Source organism: Sorangium sp. So ce119 (assembly GCF_051524405.1).
GTDB lineage: Bacteria > Myxococcota_A > Polyangia > Polyangiales > Polyangiaceae > Sorangium > Sorangium cellulosum_G.
The window spans coordinates 1,630,349-1,649,332 of sequence record NZ_CP150310.1 but is presented as its reverse complement, the minus strand read 5'-3'; the positions used below and the strand labels follow the sequence as shown (position 1 = coordinate 1,649,332).

15 protein-coding genes are annotated in these 18,984 nt (G+C 73.7%); 5 read left to right on the top strand and 10 right to left on the bottom strand.

Annotated features, from left to right (window positions below):
- Positions 1 to 29 precede the first annotated feature (29 nt).
- From WME76_RS06550 to WME76_RS06540, 3 genes are all read right to left on the bottom strand, one after another.
- Positions 30 to 1,718 carry a chemotaxis protein CheA gene (locus WME76_RS06550; protein WP_437959328.1) on the bottom strand — a complete coding sequence of 563 codons (1,689 nt, stop codon included), beginning with the start codon at positions 1,716 to 1,718 and terminating at the stop codon, positions 30 to 32.
- Between the two features lie 5 nt (positions 1,719 to 1,723).
- On the bottom strand, positions 1,724 to 2,155 hold the full coding sequence (locus tag WME76_RS06545) for a chemotaxis protein CheD (protein WP_437959327.1): 432 nt from the start codon (positions 2,153 to 2,155) through the stop codon (positions 1,724 to 1,726).
- Positions 2,156 to 2,336: 181 nt separating this feature from the next.
- Positions 2,337 to 2,705: a response regulator gene (locus WME76_RS06540; protein WP_437959326.1), complete on the bottom strand. Its 369-nt coding sequence runs from the start codon at positions 2,703 to 2,705 to the stop codon at positions 2,337 to 2,339.
- Between the two features lie 429 nt (positions 2,706 to 3,134).
- On the opposite strand from WME76_RS06540, the gene WME76_RS06535 reads away from it, so the two are divergent.
- Positions 3,135 to 6,461: a DNA methyltransferase gene (locus tag WME76_RS06535; RefSeq protein WP_437959325.1), complete on the top strand. Its 3,327-nt coding sequence runs from the start codon at positions 3,135 to 3,137 to the stop codon at positions 6,459 to 6,461.
- A 259-nt stretch (positions 6,462 to 6,720) separates the two neighbouring features.
- On the opposite strand, the gene WME76_RS06530 is transcribed toward WME76_RS06535, so the two are convergent.
- The 5 genes from WME76_RS06530 to WME76_RS06510 form a co-directional block, all read right to left on the bottom strand.
- Positions 6,721 to 8,022 (bottom strand): L-fuconate dehydratase, encoded by a 1,302-nt coding sequence (locus WME76_RS06530; protein ID WP_437959324.1) that lies wholly within the window; start codon positions 8,020 to 8,022, stop codon positions 6,721 to 6,723.
- 85 nt (positions 8,023 to 8,107) lie between these two features.
- The gene (locus WME76_RS06525) at positions 8,108 to 8,755 is read right to left on the bottom strand and encodes an SCO family protein (RefSeq protein WP_437959323.1); all 648 of its coding nucleotides are present in this window, start codon (positions 8,753 to 8,755) and stop codon (positions 8,108 to 8,110) included.
- 250 nt (positions 8,756 to 9,005) lie between these two features.
- Positions 9,006 to 9,446, bottom strand: coding sequence for a DUF3574 domain-containing protein (locus tag WME76_RS06520; protein ID WP_437959322.1), 441 nt, complete (start codon positions 9,444 to 9,446; stop codon positions 9,006 to 9,008).
- A 76-nt stretch (positions 9,447 to 9,522) separates the two neighbouring features.
- Positions 9,523 to 11,112 carry a hypothetical protein gene (locus tag WME76_RS06515; protein ID WP_437959321.1) on the bottom strand — a complete coding sequence of 530 codons (1,590 nt, stop codon included), beginning with the start codon at positions 11,110 to 11,112 and terminating at the stop codon, positions 9,523 to 9,525.
- A gap of 290 nt (positions 11,113 to 11,402) precedes the next feature.
- Complete coding sequence (locus WME76_RS06510; protein WP_433935185.1) at positions 11,403 to 11,774, bottom strand: DMT family transporter; 372 nt, start codon at positions 11,772 to 11,774, stop codon at positions 11,403 to 11,405.
- A gap of 204 nt (positions 11,775 to 11,978) precedes the next feature.
- Between WME76_RS06510 and WME76_RS06505 the strand changes: the two genes are divergently transcribed.
- The 4 genes from WME76_RS06505 (at position 11,979) to WME76_RS06490 (ending at position 15,845) form a co-directional block, all read left to right on the top strand.
- Positions 11,979 to 13,076, top strand: a complete 1,098-nt coding sequence (locus WME76_RS06505) for a type III polyketide synthase (protein ID WP_437959320.1) — start codon at positions 11,979 to 11,981, stop codon at positions 13,074 to 13,076.
- Positions 13,070 to 13,663, top strand: coding sequence for an isoprenylcysteine carboxyl methyltransferase family protein (locus WME76_RS06500; RefSeq protein WP_437959319.1), 594 nt, complete (start codon positions 13,070 to 13,072; stop codon positions 13,661 to 13,663). Before WME76_RS06505 ends, WME76_RS06500 begins: the two co-directional genes overlap by 7 nt.
- Positions 13,660 to 14,763: an NAD(P)/FAD-dependent oxidoreductase gene (locus WME76_RS06495; protein ID WP_437959318.1), complete on the top strand. Its 1,104-nt coding sequence runs from the start codon at positions 13,660 to 13,662 to the stop codon at positions 14,761 to 14,763. Before WME76_RS06500 ends, WME76_RS06495 begins: the two co-directional genes overlap by 4 nt.
- A gap of 134 nt (positions 14,764 to 14,897) precedes the next feature.
- The gene (locus WME76_RS06490) at positions 14,898 to 15,845 is read left to right on the top strand and encodes an OmpA/MotB family protein (protein WP_437959317.1); all 948 of its coding nucleotides are present in this window, start codon (positions 14,898 to 14,900) and stop codon (positions 15,843 to 15,845) included.
- A 45-nt stretch (positions 15,846 to 15,890) separates the two neighbouring features.
- Here the strand turns inward: WME76_RS06490 and WME76_RS06485 are convergent, their stop codons facing one another.
- Positions 15,891 to 18,494, bottom strand: coding sequence for a VIT domain-containing protein (locus WME76_RS06485; RefSeq protein ID WP_437959316.1), 2,604 nt, complete (start codon positions 18,492 to 18,494; stop codon positions 15,891 to 15,893).
- Complete coding sequence (locus tag WME76_RS06480) at positions 18,491 to 18,964, bottom strand: helix-turn-helix domain-containing protein (protein ID WP_437959315.1); 474 nt, start codon at positions 18,962 to 18,964, stop codon at positions 18,491 to 18,493. The genes WME76_RS06485 and WME76_RS06480 overlap by 4 nt, the downstream gene beginning before the upstream one ends.
- Positions 18,965 to 18,984 lie beyond the last annotated feature (20 nt).

Below are 18,984 nucleotides of genomic sequence, written 5' to 3'. Positions count from 1 at the left end.
ACGCGCCCCCTGCGCGCCGGGGCGCCGGCTCATACCGGGCTGCCTCCAGCGGCCGATGGCGCTGCCCTGCGCTCGTCGGGGGCGTCGGCCGGGCCGAGGTCCCTGAGGACGCCGCCGAGCAACGCGTCGACGTCGAGGATCATCGCCACGCTGCCGTCTCCGAGGATGGTCGAGCCGGAGATGCCCCGGACGCGGCGAAACAGCTGGCCGAGCGGCTTGACCACCGTGCGCCCCTCGCCGTCGAGGAGGTCGACCACGATGCCGGCCTCGGCGCCGTCGTGCGCGACGACGACGACGCGCTCATCCGGCGGGGGAGATCCGCCGAGCCCGAAGAGCGCCCGGAGGCGGACGCACGGCAGCGCGCGTCCGCGCCGGATCATGAGCCCCTGGGCGCCGCCGTGCGCGAGCGCGCCGCGGGGCAGATCGCAGCAGGCGAGCACCGCGCGGAGCGGGATCACGTACCGCTCGCCGCCGATCCCGACGGAGAGCCCCTCGATGGTGGCCAGGGTGAGCGGGAGCTGGATCGACAGCGACGTCCCGTCCCCTTCCCGGCTCTCGATCCGGATCGTGCCCTGGATCGACTCCACGCTTCGCCGCACGACATCCATGCCCATGCCGCGCCCGGCCAGGTGGGACGACTCCACCGCCGTGGAGAACCCGGGCTCGAACACGAGGCTGAAGAGCTCCTGATCGGGGAGCGCCTCGGGCGCCGGGTGCCCCCCCAGCGCGCGGACGCGGGCGGCGATGCGCTCGCGGCTCATCCCCGCGCCGTCGTCGGAGATCCGGAGCGCGATGCCGCCCCGCTCGTGCGCGGCGTGCAGGGTGATCGTGCCGCAGGGGTCCTTGCCCGCGGCGAACCGCGCCTCGGGCGCCTCGATGCCGTGACAGATCGCGTTGCGCAGGAGGTGCGTCAGGGCGTCCCGGAACCGCTCGACCACGGCCGTGTCCACCTCGACGTCGCCGTCCACGACGACGAGGCGCGCCTGCCTGCCTTGCGCGTGGGCGAGATCGCGCACCGTGCGCTCGTAGTGCCGGAACCAGGGGCCGACAGGCACCATGCGCGCGGCGCGCACCGCCTCCTCCAGCTCCTTGCAGAGCCGATCTTGCTCCTCCATCTCGTCGCGCAGCGCAGCGCCGGCCTCCCCGCGCACCGCGCGGAGCGTCCGGGCGATCCTGTTCCGGCCGAGGGTAAGCTCTCCGATGAGATCCGCCATGCGATCGAGCTTCTCGACGGCGACACGGATGCTCTTGATGCTCGTCGCTCCCTCCGCTTCATCCTCGGTCGCGCGGCGCGCGCTCGCCGCCCCCGCGTCCTCTTTCGTCTTCAGCCCTCCGCGCCGCGCTTCCTCCAGGCGCGCGACGACCTCTCTGTACGAGGTGCTGCGCTCGGCCTGCCCCCGCTCGACCTCGGCGACGAGCCCGCGGGCTGCGTCCACCGTCTCGAGCAGCAGCGAGACCACGGGCGTCGAGAGCGGGAGTTCGCCGCGGCAGAGCGCCTCGATGACGTCCTCGGCGGCGTGCCCGAGCTCGCTCAAGCCGCCGAGGCCTACCGAGCCGGCGCTCCCCTTGAGCGTATGGGTGGCGCGGAAGATGCGCTGGAGGACGTCGTGCGCGTCGCGGCCGGTCTCGAGCTGCAGCAGAGCGCGCTCGATCTCGTCGACGATCTCGTGCGCCTCTGGCATGAACGTATGGAGCAGCTCGTCGCGATCGCAGTCCATGCGGCTCACAGGGGCTGGATCGAGATGGCGCCGTCGCTCGTCCGGAAGACGATCTTGCGTCCCCGGTTGCCGCCCGTGTCCTGCTGGGCGATCCGTATCCGCTCCGCGCGCAGGAACGCGAGCCCGGCATCCACGTTCTGGGCGCCGAGGTGGGTGCCGCGCTCCCGGAACGCGGAGATGAGGCAAGCGCCCCCGACGACGCGCGCTTGCAGCGCCCGGCTGGAGGCCCCGAGCTTCACGAGCCGCTCGAGGAGGCGCTGGCACGCGACATCGGCGAAGCGCACCGACGCCACCGACGGGTTCGGACTTTCCGGGAGCACGTAATGGTTCATCCCGCCGACGCCGGTGGTAGCGTCCCAGAGGCAGATCGCCACACAGGAACCGACGATGGTGGTCACCGTGGTCGGCTCGGGCGAGGCGAAGAGCTGGCCTGGCATGACGTGCTGGATCTCGGTCGGCAGCGAGCGCCAGCTCGGCGGTCCGACCGACGCGGAAGGCGCCCTTCGGTCGGACGGACTGGTCCTCTCCTCTCCGCCGACATCGTCGGGCAGGGGTACGGACTCATCGTCGCCGCTGGAAGGGGCGAGACGTCTACCCTCGGATGCCCTCGCCGCCGTGTCAGTCCCCAAGGCAGTTCCTGACCTTTTCCAGGAGCTCCATCGTGTCGATGGGCTTCGTGACGAAATCGGAGCAGCCGCACCGGAACCCCTGTTCCATGTGCGCGACATCGCTCCGGCTGGTGACGAGCAGGATCGGCGTGCTGCGCGTCGCCTCGTCCGCGCGCAGCTGCCGGCAGGCGTCGAACCCGTTCATGTGCGGCATGACGACATCGAGGAGGATGAGATCCGGCCGCTGCTCCAGGGCCACTTCGATCCCCTGGCTACCGTCGTTCGCCGTGATGAGATCGTAGTGCTCGCCCAGCGCCATCTGCTCGATACGCAGGATGGTCTGCGAATCGTCGACCAGCAGAATCTTCTTCCGCGGCATCGTTCCCCCCCTCGATCCGAGTCAGCGGACATGGCGCGGCCGTGCCATCGCGCATGGCCACCATGACTCCCCCTCTTCCACCTGCCTACAGGCCGTCTCCCCCGGCGCGGGATCACCCTATCACGAGGGCAGGCGGAAATTTCAATAGAAAATTGCAACAGGCACGCATCTGGTCCCTGTCGGTCGCGATGATTTGCCGGCGCGCCGGGATCCTCTGTGTGTTCGAACTCTTCCCCATGATGGCGCCAGGGATGAGCTTCGGAAACGCCCTGTTGGGCTCTGCCCGACGGCCGTCAAGCGCCCGGGGAGCGCGCGAGAAGGGGAAACAGCGCCGTTCGAGTCCGGCCGGCGGTCCGGCCGCTCGAGACGTTCGTCAGGCAGAACGTGCGCCGGATCGCCCGGCGCTCGCGTACACTCCCGGCGCTCGGCATGGATCAGCCCGTCTCCGGGGTCAGCAGGGCGCAGCAGGCAGACGTCGCGGGCGCGCTCGCGGAGCGGGCCTTCGGCGCGCTCGGCGTCCTGCTCCGCGGCTTCGAGGAGGCGGCCGAGCGCGACGGGCCGGACGCGCTCGAGGACGCCCTCGCCCGCGGTCCGGAGCACCTCTACGGCGGGCTTCTGACGGCGCTCCTCCGGCTCGTGTTCCTGCTCCACGCGGAGGCTCGCGGGCTCCTGCCGGTCGAGCACCCGCGCTACGCGGCGCACCTCGGCGTGCTCTCGCTGTTCCGGGAGCTCGCGGCGGAGCGCGGCGCGAGCCCGGCCGCGATGCGGCGGCGCTTCGGGGCCTGGGAGCGGCTCGTCGCGCTGTTCCGCGCCGTGTTTCACGGGCTCTGCGGCCCCGAGCTGACCCTGCCGGCGCGGCGAGGGCAGCTCTTCGACCCCGAGCGCTACCCGTTCCTGGAGCGCGCGGGGACCGGCGCAACCCGGGCGAGCGCGGCGAGCGCCCCCGGCAGCGCACGCGCGCGCGCGGCGGCGGAGCGCCGCGAGGCGCCGTGGGGCGGTAGCCGCGGGCAGGCGCCGTCGGTGGACGACGCCACGGTCTACGCCGTGCTCGAGCGGCTCCTCGTGCTCGACGGGCGGCCGATGTCGTACCAGGCCCTCGACGTCGAGCAGATCGGCGGGCTCTACGAGGCGCTCATGGGCTACCGGGTCGAGCGCGCCGCCGGGACGACCGTGTGCCTCCGGCCGGAGAAGGTCTGGGTGAGCGCGGCCGAGGCGCTCGCCCAGCCGAGGGCGCGGCGGGCGGCGTGGGTCGCCGAGCGGGCGGGGCTCTCGCGCCGGGAGGCGCGGGCCCTCGGCGAGGCGCTCGCCGCCGCGAGGACCGAGGGCGACCTCCTCGAGGCGCTCGGGCCGCTGCGCGCGAGGGACGCCGAGGTGCTCGAGGCGGGGCGGCTGTACCTCCAGCCGGGCGCCGAGCGGCGGCGGACGAGCTCCCATTATACCCCGAGGAGCCTGTCGGCGCCGATCGTCGCGCGCACGCTCGAGCCCCTCGTGCGGCAGCTCGGGGAAGAGCCGCCCTCGGAGCGCCTCCTCGGGCTCGCCATCTGCGATCCCGCGATGGGGTCGGGCGCCTTTCTGATGGAGGCGTGCCGGTACCTGGCCGACCGGGTGGTCGCCGCCTGGACCCGCGAGGCCGCGCGCGGCGACGCGGCGGCGGCGCGGCGGCTCGCCGGCGACGCGGCGGGCGGGGACGTCGGCCTGGCGCGGCGGCTCGTGGCGCAGCGCTGCCTGTACGGCGCCGACAAGAACCCGTTCGCGGTGAGCCTGGCGCGGCTGTCGCTCTGGCTCGTGGCGCGCGCCACGGACGAGCCGTTCACGTTCGTCGATCACGCCCTCCGCCACGGCGACTCGCTGGTGGGGCTCGACCTCGCCCAGCTCCGCGCGTTCCACTGGGAGCCCGCCGCGCCGGCGCCGCCGTTCCGCGAGGCCGTCGACGCGGCGGTCGACGCGGCGCTCCGGCTGCGGCGGCAGCTCGCCGACGGCGCCGGCAGCGCGGAGGGTGACGCGGCGCGGAGCGGCGACGCCAGCGCGGCGCGGCTGGTGCAGGAGGCGGAGGAGGCGATCGGCCGGGCGCGGCTCCTCGGCGATCTCGTGGTGGGCGCGTTCTTCGCGCACGAGAGGGACCGGGACCGCCAGCGGGAGCGCGACCGCCGGGCGAGGCTCGCGAGCGCGTGGCTCAGCGGCGGGGGGCCGCCGCCGGAGGAGCTCCTGGCGATGCAGCGGGCGCTCCGGGAGGGCGCGCCCGGGGGATCGCCGCCGCTGCCGGCGTTCCACTGGGCGCTGGAGTTCCCGGAGGTGTTCCAGGAGCCGCGCGCGGCCGACGAGGAGCCGGGCGGCGCTCCGGCGCCGCGCTCGGGGAGGCTCGACGCGTTCGTCGGGAACCCGCCGTTCCTCGGGGGCAAGCGGATCTCGACGGATCACGGCGACGTCTACGCCGCGTGGCTCGAGGCGCTGCACGGCGCCACGAGGAACACCGATCTGGCGGCCCACTTCTTCCGCCGCGCGGCCGCGCTGCTCGGGCGCCGCGGGACGGTGGGGCTCATCGCCACGAACACGATCGCCCAGGGCGACACCCGGCGATCGGGGCTCCAGCCGCTCGTCGAGGGCGGGCGGGCGATCATCTACCACGCGGTCCGCAGCGCCCCGTGGCCCGGGGACGCCGCGGTCCACGTCGCCGTCGTCCACCTCGCGGTGGGCATGTCGCCGCGCGACGGCGTGCCCCCGCCCCGCCTCGACGGCCGCCCCGTGCGCCACATCAACTCCCACCTGCGCGCCATGCCGGAGCGGCCCGACCCGCGCCCGCTGCGGGCGAGCCAGGATCTGTGCTTCATCGGCTGCTTCCTGCGCGGCGGGGGCTTCGTCCTCGCCGAGGGCGAGGGGCGGGCGCTGCGCGCGGCCGATCCGGCGGCGGGCGACGTGCTCCGGCCGTTCCTCGGCGGCGAGGAGGTCAACTCCTCCCCTTCGCACAGCCCGCACCGCTGCGTGATCGACTTCGGCGAGCGCGGGCTCGAGGAGGCCGGCCGGTGGCCCGCGCTCCTGTCGATCGTCCGGAGCCGGGTGAAGCCCGAGCGCGATCGCCTGAGGAGCACGGGGGTGGACGCGGGCCACAAGGCGCGCTGGTGGCAGTTCGCGAACCCGCGCCCGGAGCTCCGGCGCAGGCTGGCGCCGCTCCGGCGGTGCCTCGTCGCGGCGCGGGTGACGAAGCACCTCTGCTTTGCGTTCCAGCCCGTGGACCGGACGTTCTCGGACCAGCTCTGCGTCTTCGCCATCGAGGATCACGCGCGCTTCGCGGTGCTCCAGTCGCGCGCGCACGAGGCGTGGGCGCGCCTGCTCTCCTCGACGATGGGAGAGGGCCTCCGGTACGCGCCGTCGGACTGCGTGGAGACGTTCCCCTTCCCTCGCCCGGAGCACCTCGGCCCTGGCGGCCCCGTCGAGGCCGCCGGCGAGCGCCTCTACGTGGCGCGCGCCCGGTTGATGACCGAGCTGGGAGAGGGCCTGACCGCGATGTACAACCTCCTCAAGGACCCTGCCTGCGCGCGCCCCGGCGTCGTCGAGCTTCGAAGTCTCCACGAGGAGATGGACCGCGCCGTCCTCGCCGCGTACGGGTTCGACGACATCGAGGTCCCCCCGTACGCCGCGCCGTCCACGCCCGGTGAGCGGCAGGCGGCGGGCGCGTTCGAGGACCAGGTGATCGACCGGCTCTTCGCGCTGAACGAGGCGCGCGCTGCGGAGGAAGGTCGGGAGCGCGGAGATCGCTAGTTCCGCCCGCCAGGAGTCGGGCCAGGGATCCGGAGAGAGAGTTCAACGCAAAGGCGCAAAGACGCCAGGGCGCAAAGAAGACAATTCCCATACATTTTTGCGTCTTTGCGCTCTTGGCGCCTTTGCGTTGAACTCTCTCTCTTCTCTCAAGGCAGAGCCCTGGCAGGATTTCTGCCCCGCGGAACTGGCGCCGGGTCGCCCGGGTGAGAACGCGGCGCGCTGAGGCCGGCCCGAGGACGCAGCGTTCGTCGTCCTGCCTTCACTTCGCCCACGCCGCGCCGGTCGGAAACTCGAAGCGATCGAGCGACTCGGGCCGCATGGTGATGCTGTACCCCGGCGCGGCGGGCGGCATGTACCGGCCAGCCTGGAGGACGACCGGATCGACGAAGTGCTCGTGGAGATGGTCGACATACTCCAGGATGCGGTCCTCGAGCGACGCGCTCACGCAGATGTAGTCGAAGAGCGAGATGTGCTGCATGATCTCGGAGAGGCCCACCCCGCCGGTGTGAGGGCAGACCGGGACGCCGAACTTGGCCGCCATGAGCAGCACGGCGAGCACCTCGTTGACGCCGCCCAGCCGGGCGCCGTCCACCTGGCAGAACCGGATCGCGTCCGCCTGGAACATCTGCTTGAACATGACGCGATTGTGGGTGTGCTCCCCCGTCGCCACGCCGATCGGCGCGATCGCCCTGGCGATCGCGGCGTGGCCGAGGATGTCGTCGGGGCTCGTCGGCTCCTCGATCCACCACGGATCGAACGCGGCGAGGCGCTGCATGCTCGCGATGGCCTGGCCCACGTCCCACACCTGGTTCGCATCCATCATGAGCCGGCGCTGCGCCCCGATCTCCTCCCGGACGATCCGCGCCCGGCGGACGTCATCATCGATGCTCGCGCCGACCTTGATCTTGAAATGCGAGAAGCCGCGCGCGAGCGCCTCGCGGCAGAGCTGGCGCAGCTTGTCGTCGGAATAGCCGATCCACCCTGCCGAGGTCGTGTACGCCGGAAAGCCGTGCTGCCGCATCTCATCTTCCCGCGCTGCGCGGGTAGGCGCGCTCCGGCGGAGGATCTCGAGCGCCTCCTCGGGGCTCAGCACATCCGTGATGTAGCGGAAGCTGACGCAGCGGACGAGCTCCTCCGGGGTCATGTCCACGAGCAGCTTCCAGAGCGGCTTGCCCGCGGTCTTCGCCCACAGGTCCCAGGCCGCGTTGACGACGGCGGCCGTCGCCAGGTGGATGATCCCCTTCTCCGGGCCGACCCAGCGGAGCTGGCTGTCGCCGGTGATCTCGTCCCAGAAGGCGCCCATGTCGGCCGTCATGGCGTCGACGCGCCTGCCCACGAGCATCGGGCGGAGCGCGTCGATCGCCGCCACGCACAGCTCGTTGCCACGGCCGATCGTGAAGGTCAGGCCATGCCCCTCGATCCGCTCCGGGCCGTCGGTCTCGAGCACGACGTAGGCCGCCGAGTAGTCCGGCCTCGGGTTCATGGCGTCCGAGCCGGCGAGAGAGCGCGAGGTCGGAAAGCGGATGTCGCGGGCGATGACATCGGTGATGCGCACGGACATGGGGTCCCCCTTCGTGTGGACTACGCCGGACAGCGCGCCGGAGATGTCGATGCGGCAAAGGCTGGATGGAGCGTCGCTGTCGCGGCTAACCGCCGCTGGCCCGCTGCGCCGTCTGCCCTCGCGACAGGAAGGCGCGGACCTCCTCGGCGAGGCGCGCGGGCGGCGCGATGCCGTCCACGCGCGTCCAGCGCCCCTCCGCCTCGCGGCCGATGAGCGTCACCGGGGTGTGCTGCTCCTTGATGGGCGCGCGCCCGCCCAGCGCGTCGAGCACCCGCCTCACGCGCTCGCGGCTGCCCGTCAGGAACACCCAGCCCGGCCGCCGGCCGAACTTGTCCGCATAGCGCTTCAGCCGCTCCGGCGTGTCGGTCGCCGGGTCGAGCGAGATGGAGACGAGCCGCACGTCCCGCTCCAGCGCGTCGCCGAGCTCGCCCTGGAGCCGGCCGAAGATCGCCGCCATCGGCGAGCAGATCGTCGTGCAGGCGGTGAAGATGAAGTTGACGACGAGCACGCGGCCCTTCGCGAGCTCGCGCAGGCGGACCGGCGCGCCGTCCTGGTCCACGAGCTCCTCGTCCGGCACCGCGACGTCCGGCGCCGGCGCCGAGCGCACCGCCGCGGCGGCGCCCGGCCCCGCTGGCGCCGGCGTCCCGCTGGCGTCGCCGTCGCCCGGAGGCCCGCCCCCGCGGCCGCACGAGGCGGCGGCGAGCGCGACGGCGAGGAGCAAAGCGTTCGACACGGAAGACGAGAGAGAGCGCATATCGGCCTCACCGCAGATCCCTGCCCGGCCGCATCGAACGGCTGCCGTCCGAGCGCCACCCTCCGGCTGGTTGATCGGCGCGCGGCGCGCGCCGCACGCCGGCGACGCCGCACGCCGGGACTGGCCAGCAGGCCTGGAGCTTTGTCTGCTCGGTCCCGTCGGGTCAAGAACCTTTGCGCTGCGCCGGAGATGCGGAGTCGAGGCAGGCGGATGCCCCGGGCGTCACCCGTCAGAAATCGATGCAGACGGGCTCGTCGATCCGCAGCACAGACTCCTGGTCGAAGCGCGTCTTGTACTCCTCGCGGATCGCCTCGATGCTGTCGTGGGCGGCCTGACCGCCGTCGTGGAGGAGCATGATCAGCCGGCTGTCCTCCCGGATCAGCTCACCCGTCGACGCGAGGTACTGGCCGTCGACGTCGAACTGCGTCAGCCCGTCCTTGAACCGCGGCGTCACCGCCGTATCGACGAACTCCTGCCACTCCTCCGGCGTGACCGAGGGCTCCTCGAACCGATCCAGACCGAAGAAGAGCTCGGTCCGGATCATGAGATCCCCGCTGTCGCAGGTGACGCCGGCGCCGGGGGCGGGCCCCGCGTCGTCCGCGGCGCTCTCGCACCCCGCGGTCGCGAGGATCACGGCGAGGAGGGGACACGCGAGCGATCGGCTGGGCATGGCGGCTTCCTCCGAGATGAGGGCTGTCGGGCGCTGGGGCAGCGCGCCCGGCAGCCTATCACAGCCGCCCCCGCGCTCAGTACATCAGGTTGCCCTGGCCGAGCACGAACGTGATGTTCTGACCGAACTCGGCCCGGGCGGTCGTCACGCGCGAGATGGCGTTCACGACGCGGTTGCGGCGCTCGCTCGCCGAGCCTGCCGTGAGGCCCTGGGCGATCTCGGCGCGCGCGAGGTCGAGCTGCTGCGACGCGGCGGGATACAGCGTCATCGGCGCCATCACCTCGATGGCGTCGTCGAGCTCGACGCGGGCGAGCTCCAACAGCCGCTGCTGCACGTCGGCGCGCGTGTTCGCGAAGCGGTCGACGAGCACCCGCGCGGCGTCCAGCCGCTGCTTCGCCATGTCGACGTTGAAGGCCGCGTTCAGCGCGCGCAAGAACCGGGAGATGGCGTTCGAGTCGAGCGGCGCGAGGTCGAGCGGCGTCCCGAAGCGCTGCTCGAGCTCCAGGGCGGCGGGAGAGAGGTTGAAGGGCGTCGAGGCGTAGAACGTCACGGCATCGTTGATGCCCGGATCTGCCCTGTCGTTGATCTGCAGGTTGTTGTGGAAGAAGGGCGGCGTGTCCGCGGCCTCGATCAGGGGCGGCGGGTTGAAGGTGCCATTGCCGAACGAATTGGCGAACCCGATGCCCGTGGCGTCGAAGTTGGGCGCAGCGAGGTCTCGCCCCCCGAAGCCGCCGTCCGCGAGGAACTCGTCCCCGAAGGTGCCCCCGTTGAGCGGCGACCCCTTGGTGCGTGTTCCTGTATCGAAGTTGCGGTTGTTGCCGGTGTCCTGGAAGTTCGCGCCGGCGTTGTGGTGGCACACGTTGCAGCGGCCGCGGTTCGGGTCGATGAACGCGAGCCGGCCGTCCTCCGCCTCCGCATCGGACATGCGAACGCGGTCGAGATCGAGCTCGTTCAGCCGGCCCAGGCTGAGCTGGAAGGCCACGGTCACGCTCTCCTCTTCCGGTGTCGGCAAGCGGAAATCGACGCCCGGCTCGCGATCGAGGCGCTTCGGGAAGTGCTGGGTGATCGCGTCCTTGAGGAAGCCGCGCAGCGTGCCGTCGCTCGAGCCGTCTCCACCCCAGCCTGTCCGCTCCGCGGGCGGGTTGGTGGTGCCGTCCCCGGAGTCCGCCCGGATGCTGGTGCTCAAGGAGAGGATGTGGTTCACCCCGCGCGAGACGAACCGATGGCTCGAATCGATGAAGCCGTCCACGTTCTCGAGGATGGCCGCGTCGTCCAGGAGGTCCGAGGTCTCGAGCTCGGCGAGCTCCGGCACCTGCCGGAAGACGAAGAGCGGGTCATCCGGGCTGTTCTGGTCCAGGGCCCTGATGAACTGCACGTCGAGCGTGGTGTTGTTGTCCACGGGGTGGCAGGTGCCGCATGTGCGGCCGTTGCCCTCGAACGTCTCGTGGAAGAAGACGCCCGCGCCCGCGCAGATGTCCTGGGAGACGAGCCCGGCCACGACGCGCGGATCCTGCGCGCACTCGGCGAGCCGATCCGCCAGGGTGACGGCCTGCGACACCGCGTCGAGGTGCGCCGTGGCGCCCTCCTCCGCGTCCGAGCACCCCGCGGCGAACAGGGCCACGCAGCCCCCGAGCGCCATCCATCGCCGAGTAGTCGATCGTACCATCGAGATCTCCTGTGTTGCGAGCGGCAGCCCGGCTCCGAGGGCATCTTCGCGCTTATTAAATAGTATTTACAAACGCGCCCGAAGACAGGCGGCGCGAGGCACCGGCGTGCCTCGACCCTCGAGGCTCGGCTGGCTCCTGCGTCGCCGCTCGACGCTCGCCGGGTGGATGCCGGCCCCCTCGCTCCTCCTTCGCGCAAAGCGCGCCGGACCGCGTCGCTTTCCTGCTGCCTTGACGGCCGTGGTCGATCCCGCCCCGTCGGAGGCTGGTCCTTCGAGCGAGCGCCCCGGCCCTAGCTCATGTTGTACGCGACCATCGCGATCCCCGCCGCGATCATGACGATGCCGCCGATCTGCAGCGTCGTCAGGGTCTCACGCAGGTAGTAGACGGAAAAGACGGAGATGATCAGGAATCCTCCCGACGACATGATCGGGTAGGCGATCGACAGGTTGATGCGCTTCAGGGCGAGCACGTAGAACAGGATGTTCGAGGCGAAGAGCACGAGCCCGAGCATGAGGTGGTAGTTCGTCGCGAGCGCGAGCCCCTTCTGGACGAGCGAGAGCCCTTCCATCGCAGGGACGCGCCGCGACGCCAGCTTCATGAGGATGTTCGCGGTCGCGTTGAACAGGAGGGCGATGATCAGGAAGAGGTAACCTTGAGCCATTGTCTGCTGTGCGGCGGGCGCCGGCGCCCGGACCCGCCATTCCCGGGAGACCTCTGGCGCAGCCGGCGGCACGGATCAACAGCGAATCGCGCGCCTCGCGCGCCTCGCGCGCCTCGCGCACGGGCCTCGGTGAAGCTGCGACGGCGCGCGTGCGCCAGATCGCCGTGGCCGGCCGCATGCCCCGGTGCGAGACTGCCGCCCACCATGAGCCTGGACCCTATGGAGATGCCTTTTTCCCCGACGATCGCGGCGGTGGGAACGGCGCTGCCGCCGCACTACGCGACGCAGGAGGAGACCTGCGCGGGGCTGCGCCGGCTCTGGGCGGGCAAGGGCGATGCGCTCGCGCTCGTGGAGCGGGTCCGGCGATCGATCGAGGTGCGGGGGCGCCACCTCGCGCTGCCGATCGACGATTATTACGCGCCCTCGACGTTCGCCGAGCAGAACCGCCGCTGGAACGAGTGCGCGATCGAGCTCGGCGAGCGCGCCTGCCGCGACGCGCTCGAGCGGGCGGGCCTCGGGCCCGAGGACGTCGACCACATCGTCTTCGTCTCGGTGACCGGCATCTCGGCGCCCAGCCTGGACGCGCGGCTCGTCAACCGGCTCGGCTTCCGGCGCGACATCAAGCGCACCCCGGTCTTCGGCCTCGGGTGCGTGGCCGGCGTGGCCGGGGTCGGGCGCGTCACCGACACGCTGCGCGCCTTCCCGCAGCACACATCGCTCCTGCTCTCGGTCGAGCTCTGCTCGCTCACGCTGCAGCGCGACGACACCTCGGCGGCGAACGTGATCGCCGCGCAGCTCTTCGCCGACGGCGCCGCCGCCGTCGTCGCGCGCGGCGCGCAGGCCGCCCGCAAGAGCGGCCGGACGGGCGGCGCCGCGGTGCTCGACGCGCAGGCCGTCTTCTACCCCGAGACCGAGCACATCATGGGCTGGGACGTCGTCGACACCGGCTTCCGCGTCGTCCTCTCCGCGGGCGTGCCGGCGCTCGTGCGGGAGCACGTGCGGCGCGACGTCGACGCGTTCCTCGCGCGCCACCGCCTGTCGCGGGGCGACATCCGCCACTGGATCGTCCACACCGGCGGGCCGAAGGTGCTCGAGGCGATCACCGAGACGCTCGAGCTGCCCGAGGAGGCGCTCGCCCGCTCGTGGCGCTCGCTGCGCGAGATCGGCAACGTGTCGTCCGCGTCGGTGCTGTTCGTCCTGCGCGACTTCCTCGACGCGGCGGACGCCCGGCCCGGGGACCACGGCGTGATGATGGCGTTCGGCCCCGGCTTCTGCTCGGAGATCGCGCTCCTCCGATGGTGACCTCGGAGCTCCTCTACCTCGCCTTCCTGGGCGCCGTCGGGCTCGAGCGGCTGGCCGAGCTCGTCATCTCGCGCCGCAACGCGCGCCGCGCCTTCGCCAGGGGCGGCGTCGAGGTCGGGCAGCGGCACTTCCGGGTGATGGCGCTGATGCACACCGCCTTCCTCGCGGCGTGCGCGCTCGAGGTCGACGCGCTCGACCGGCCGTTCCCCGGGCTGCTCGGCGTCGCCGCGCTCGCCGCCGCGCTGCTCGCGCAGGCGATGCGGTACTGGGTCATCGCCACGCTCGGGGAGCAGTGGAACGTGCGGATCATCGTCGTGCCGGGCGCGCGGCCGGTGTCCGGCGGGCCCTACCGCTACCTGCGCCACCCGAACTACGCGGCCGTGATCGTCGAGATGGTCGCCCTCCCGCTCATCCACGGCGCCTGGCTGACCGCGCTCGTCTTCAGCGCGCTCAACGCGGCCGTGCTCCGGGTGCGCATCCGCGCCGAGGAGGAGGCGCTCGGGCCCTCGTACGCGGCGCAGATGGGCGGCCTGCCGCGGCTCGTGCCGGGCCGCCGCGCCGCGCCCGAGCGGCCCTCGGCGCCGTGAGCGCGCGGTGCGACATCGCCGTGGTCGGCGGCGGGCCGGCGGGCCTCGCGGTCGCGATCGGCTGCGCGCGGCGGGGCCACGACGTGCTCGTCCTCGACCAGGCGGCGTGGCCGATCGACAAGGCGTGCGGCGAGGGCGTGATGCCCGAGGGCTGCCGCGCGCTCGCGGAGCTCGGCGCGCTGTCCGAGCTCGATCCGGCCGAGCGGGCGCCGATCGAGGGCATCCGGTACCTCCGCGCGGACGGCCTGCGCGTCGAGGCGCCGCTGCCGGCGCCCGGGGGGCTCGGCGTACGCCGTACGGCGCTCTCCGCGGCGCTCGCGGCGCGCGCGCGGGCCGCCGGCGCGCGGCTCTCCGCGGGCGAGCCGGTGCTCCGGATCGAGCGGGCGGACGGCGGCGCGCGGCTCGTCACGCGGCGTCGGGTCGTCGAGGCGCGCTACGTGGTCGGCGCGGACGGGCTCGGCTCCCGCGTGCGCCGCGCGCTCGGCTGGGACGCGCCGCCCTCGGGGCCGCGCCGGCTCGGCCTGCGCCAGCACTTCCGGTGCGCGCCGTGGTCGACGTTCGTCGAGGTGCACCTCGCGGACGGCGTCGAGGCGTACGTCACGCCCGCGGGGCCCGAGCGCGTCGGCGTCGCGTTCCTGTGGGACGGCGACAGGCTCGAGGGCCGCGCGTCGGCCGAGCGCCTCGTGCGCCGCTTCCCGGCGCTGGCCGACCGTGTCGCGGGGGTGCCGGCCGACTCGACGCCGCGGGGCAGCGGCCCGCTCGAGCGGGCGTCGGCGCGGCTGCACGACGACCGCTTCGCGCTGGTCGGCGACGCGGCCGGCTACATCGACGCGATCACCGGCGAGGGGATCTCGCTCGCGCTCGTCAGCGCGGCGGCGCTGTCGACCGCCCTCGACGCGGCGCTGCGCGGCGGCGGCGCGGCCCCGCTCGCCGCGTACGCGCGCGTCTTCCGGCGGGAGTTCCTGCGCTACGCGGTCGCGACGCGCGCGGTGCTCTTCGTGGCCCGGCGCCCGCGCCTCCGCGACGGCCTCCTGACCGCGCTCGCGTCCGCGCCGTGGCTCTTCCGCTGCGCGGTCGGCGCCGTCCTCGGCCCGCGCTGAGCCTGTCCGACCGTGCGGCCATCGCCGGGCGCGCGCCTTGTGGGACCAGGGCCGCTCGGATAGGCTCCCGCCCGCTCAGCGCACCGGCGCGAGCAGGATGGATCCGGATGATCCGGCGAGAAGGAGCCTGCCAAGTGCAATTGCCTGCTTTGGGTGTCGCAGCGGAGCGCGTGAAGGGGAGCGCCCACGTCTCCCCTTCCCTCTCCCGGGTCGCGGGCGTCGGACGCCGCCTGGCCGCGCTGCTCGCGCCCGCGCTCCTCGTCGGGTGCGGTTACACCGAGTTCGAGTGGCAGGCCCAGCTCGACAGGTCCGAGCGCCTCCAGCGCGATCTGCAGACGAGCCAGCAGCGCATTCGCCTGCTCGAGGAGGAGGTCGCGCGCGGGGGCGCCGCGGCGCCGGCGAGGGAGGATCCGCTGGGCGCCGAGGGCCTCGACCTCGGCGCGGGGGTCCCGCGCGGCGACACGGCCGTGGCGCGGCCGGCGCCCGAGCGCGACAGCGGCGTCCTGCGGGCGTTCCTCCCGGTGGCCGCCGGAGAGGTCACGGTCGCCCCGCGCGACGGCCGCGTGGTGATCTCGATCCCGACGCGCGTCCTGTTCAAGGGCAACCGCGACGCGTTCTCCCCGGCGGGAGAGAAGACCCTGCGGGACATCGCCGCGATCATCCGCGGCCAGGAGGCGTTCAAGGGCCTCGGCTATCAGATCGTCGGTCACACGACGAGCGGCGCGCCGAGCGTCGCGTGGCGCAACGGCTGGGACGTGACGGTCGCCCAGGCGCGCGCCGTCCTGCTCTTCCTGGCGCAGCCCAAGGAGGCCGGCCTGCCCGTCGCGCGCCTGAGCCTCGCGGCCTTCGCCGACCTGCCGCCTGCCGACGCGGGCGGCGGTGCGCCCGCGCAGCCGGCGGATCCGCGCCTCGAGATCGTCGTCGAGGGGACGGCGCAGTTCGTGGAAGGCCCGACCGGCGAGGCTCGCCCGGCTGGCGCGGCAACCCCGGCCGGCGCGGCAACCCCGGCCGGCGCGACACGCCCGGCCGGCGCGGCCCCCCCGGCGGCCGGCGCGAAGGGCGCGGACGACACGTACCCCTGAGGGCGACCCGCGCGCCGCCGCGGCCTTCCCGCCGCGGCGAGCCCGTCACGCCCCGCGCAGCGCCTCGACCCTCCTCCTGAGCGCCCCCGCGTCCCCGAGCTCCCCCGCGACCGAGCGCACCGCCTCGGACGCCGCGGCGGACGCGACGTCGTGGATCCGCGCCCGCAGCCGCCGCCCGCTCGCCACCAGGTAGGCCGCCGAGAGCGCCGCGGCCACCTCGCGGTCCGCGCCGCCGCCCTGGAGGAGCGACGCGGCAAGCCCGCAGAGCGCCTCGACCGCCTTGGCCACCTGGGCGCCGTAGATCGGGTGGGCCGAGTCGATGCCCTGCTCATGGCACGCCGCGAGGCACAGCGCCGTGCTGGTGAGCCGCCCGAGATCGGTCGGCTCCCCGCGCTCCCAGAGCCCGGACGCGAGCTGCTCCTCGAAGACGCGCCCCAGGTCAGGCCCCTGGGGCTCGCCCCCTCCGGGGGCAGCGCCAGGCGCCGGCGGCGGGGGCGCTCCCGGCCCGGATCCGTACCGCGCTCCCTCGGGTAGACCCCGCGCGACGGCGCCCGCGGGGGCCGCGGGGGCCGCGACGCGCGCCGATCCGGCGGCGGCGCTCGGCTGAAAGAGCTGCTTGGCGCGCGACAGCAGACCGCCGCGGGCGGCCGGCGCCGGATCGAGGCGGACCGACCGCTCGTCGTCGCCCGCCATGGGAGCGGGCGCGACGGCCCTGGCCCTCATGACGACAGGACCGCCCGTCATCGGACCGCCCACGCTCATCGACATCGCGGCGAACGCGGCGGCCGGCGCCGCCGGGCCACGGTGGCTGGACATCCCCCACCCCGCCGGAGGGCTCACCGGCACGGGCCTCGCCTCGGGCTGCCCGTGGGCCCGCCGGTCGCCCGTCCGCCGCTCGATCACCACGAACGACGCGTGCTTCGAGGCGACCCGGTGCCGGACCGCGAGGTCCACGATGCGCTTGCGCATGGCCTCGGCGCGCTTGCCGGACAGCCCTCGCTCCGACGCCTCGAGCTCCCGCACGCGGGCGCCCGCCCACAGCGCCTCGAGCCCGTGCCGCGACGCCTCCGCCGCGAGCTCGACCGGTACCGTGAGGTGGAAGCGCTCCCCCCGCAGGCTCCCGCGAAGCTCCACGCGCCCCATCCCCGGCTGCTCGTAGCGGCCGTAGAGCACCCACGGCTCGCCGTCGATGAGCGCCGGGAGCTCGGCCGGCGCGAGCTCGCCGACGTCGACGCCCTCGAAGCGCGCCTCGATCCCGGTGACCCGGACCGCCATCGCCCGCGCGAACTGCGCCGTCACCTTCTCGTCGATGCGCTCGCCCGGGTGGATGAACTCCGCGGCGCCCTGCGTCCGGCGCGCGAGGTCGTTCACGAGCAGCTCGCTCACGTTCGTCCCGATCCCGAACGTGTAGACCCGCACCCCCTTGCCCAGCGCGGCGACCCCGTCGACGATCTCGGCCTCGTTCCCCACCTGCCCGTCGGTCAGCAGCACGACCACGCGGTCCCGGTCCGTCTCGCCGAGCATGCCCACGGCGGCGAGCAGCGGATTCAGCATCTCCGTGCCGCCGGACGCGACGAGGCCCGCGACGAACGCGTCCGCGCGCTCGAGGGTCCGCTGCGTGAACGGCGTGAGCGCCGGATCCATCGCGCGGAATTCGTTGGAGAAAGCGATCACCCCGAACCGGTCGCCCTCGGCGAGGTGCCGCAGGCACAGCCGCAGCGCGCGCTTCGCCTGGTCGATCGACTCGCCCTGCATCGACCCCGACACGTCGACGACGAACACCACGTCGCGCCGGGCGGCCGCCCGCTTCGCGTCGAACAGATCCGGCACGACGGTGAGCGCGAAGGTCCCCTCCTCGCCGGGGCGCCTGTCGCAGACGAGCCCTGCCTGCACGCCCGGCGCGCCCGCGGCGAGCAGCACGATGTCCCGGTCCAGCGCCGCCCTGTCGTTCCGCAGCGAGACGCGCTGTCGATGCGCCTCCTCCCGGCGCACCTCGATGGCGTGCGACGGGCTCTCGATCGCGACGTCGCGCCCGAGGTCGAAGACGATGTCCACCGTGATGCCGTAGTCGACCCGCGCGATCTCCGGGGAGATGCGGTCCGCGTCGGGCACCGCGTCCGTCGGCTCCTGGACGCCGTGCCCCGTCCTGTCCCCCTGCGGCGCGCCCGGGATGTACCGGGGCGCGACGAGGGTCGGGACCATGAGCCGCAGCGCCCCCTCGTCGGCCTTCAGCGCCTGCACGAACGCGACCTCCACGACCGTCTCCTCGCCGGGCAGGAGGTTGCCGACGCTCGCCGTGAACACGTTGCGCCGCTCCTCGTCGAGCAGCGCGGCGCCGTGCCCCGTGGAGATCGCCTCGTCGTAGGCCCGGAACGCCTCTTCCCGCTCCTTGACCTCCCCCTCGAGCCTGCGGCCGGCGCACTCCATGGCGAACCCGGCGATGCTCGCCTCGCTCGGCAGCGGGAAGGTGTAGATCGCCTCGATCGGCCGGCGCTCCTCGTTCCGGTAGCGCTGCCGCACGACCAGCCGCGCCGCGCCGCCCAGGACCTCTCCCGACAGCGAGACGCCGAGCAGCGGGACCGGGCGGCCCTCGGAGGAGCACAGACACGACATCGGCGCCGGTAGCGACACATCGGTGGACGGGTTCATCGCGAGCCTTTCGGGGCAAGGGTTGCGTAACGAGACTCGATATCGAGGGCGATGCGCCGCGAGCGCTCCGGCGCGTCGCTCCGCACGTGGAGCTCCACCCCGTCGGCGATCTCGACCCGCTCCCAGCGCTCGCCGCGCGGCGCGCCGGCGACCGGAGCCGGCGGCGCGGCGTCCGGGCCGGGACAGGGCGCCGTCGCCGCGCGGGGCGGCGCCGCCGTGGCGATGCGCTCGATCTCGTCCACGCCCGCGCCCGCGAGGCGCGCCTGGATCTCCTCGAGCGGCAGGTGCGCCTGCTGGAGCACCTTGATGGCGCGGAGCCGGGCGAGGTGCTCGCGCCCGTAGGCGGTGTCCTTCCCGCGGAACTCCGGGGCCGGCAGGAGGCCGCGCTGCACGTAATACCGCACCGTGCGCGGCGCCACGCCCGCCTCGGCCGCGAGCTCGTCGAGCTTGTACGTCGTCACGAGGAGCATCCTGCATCGCGACACAATGA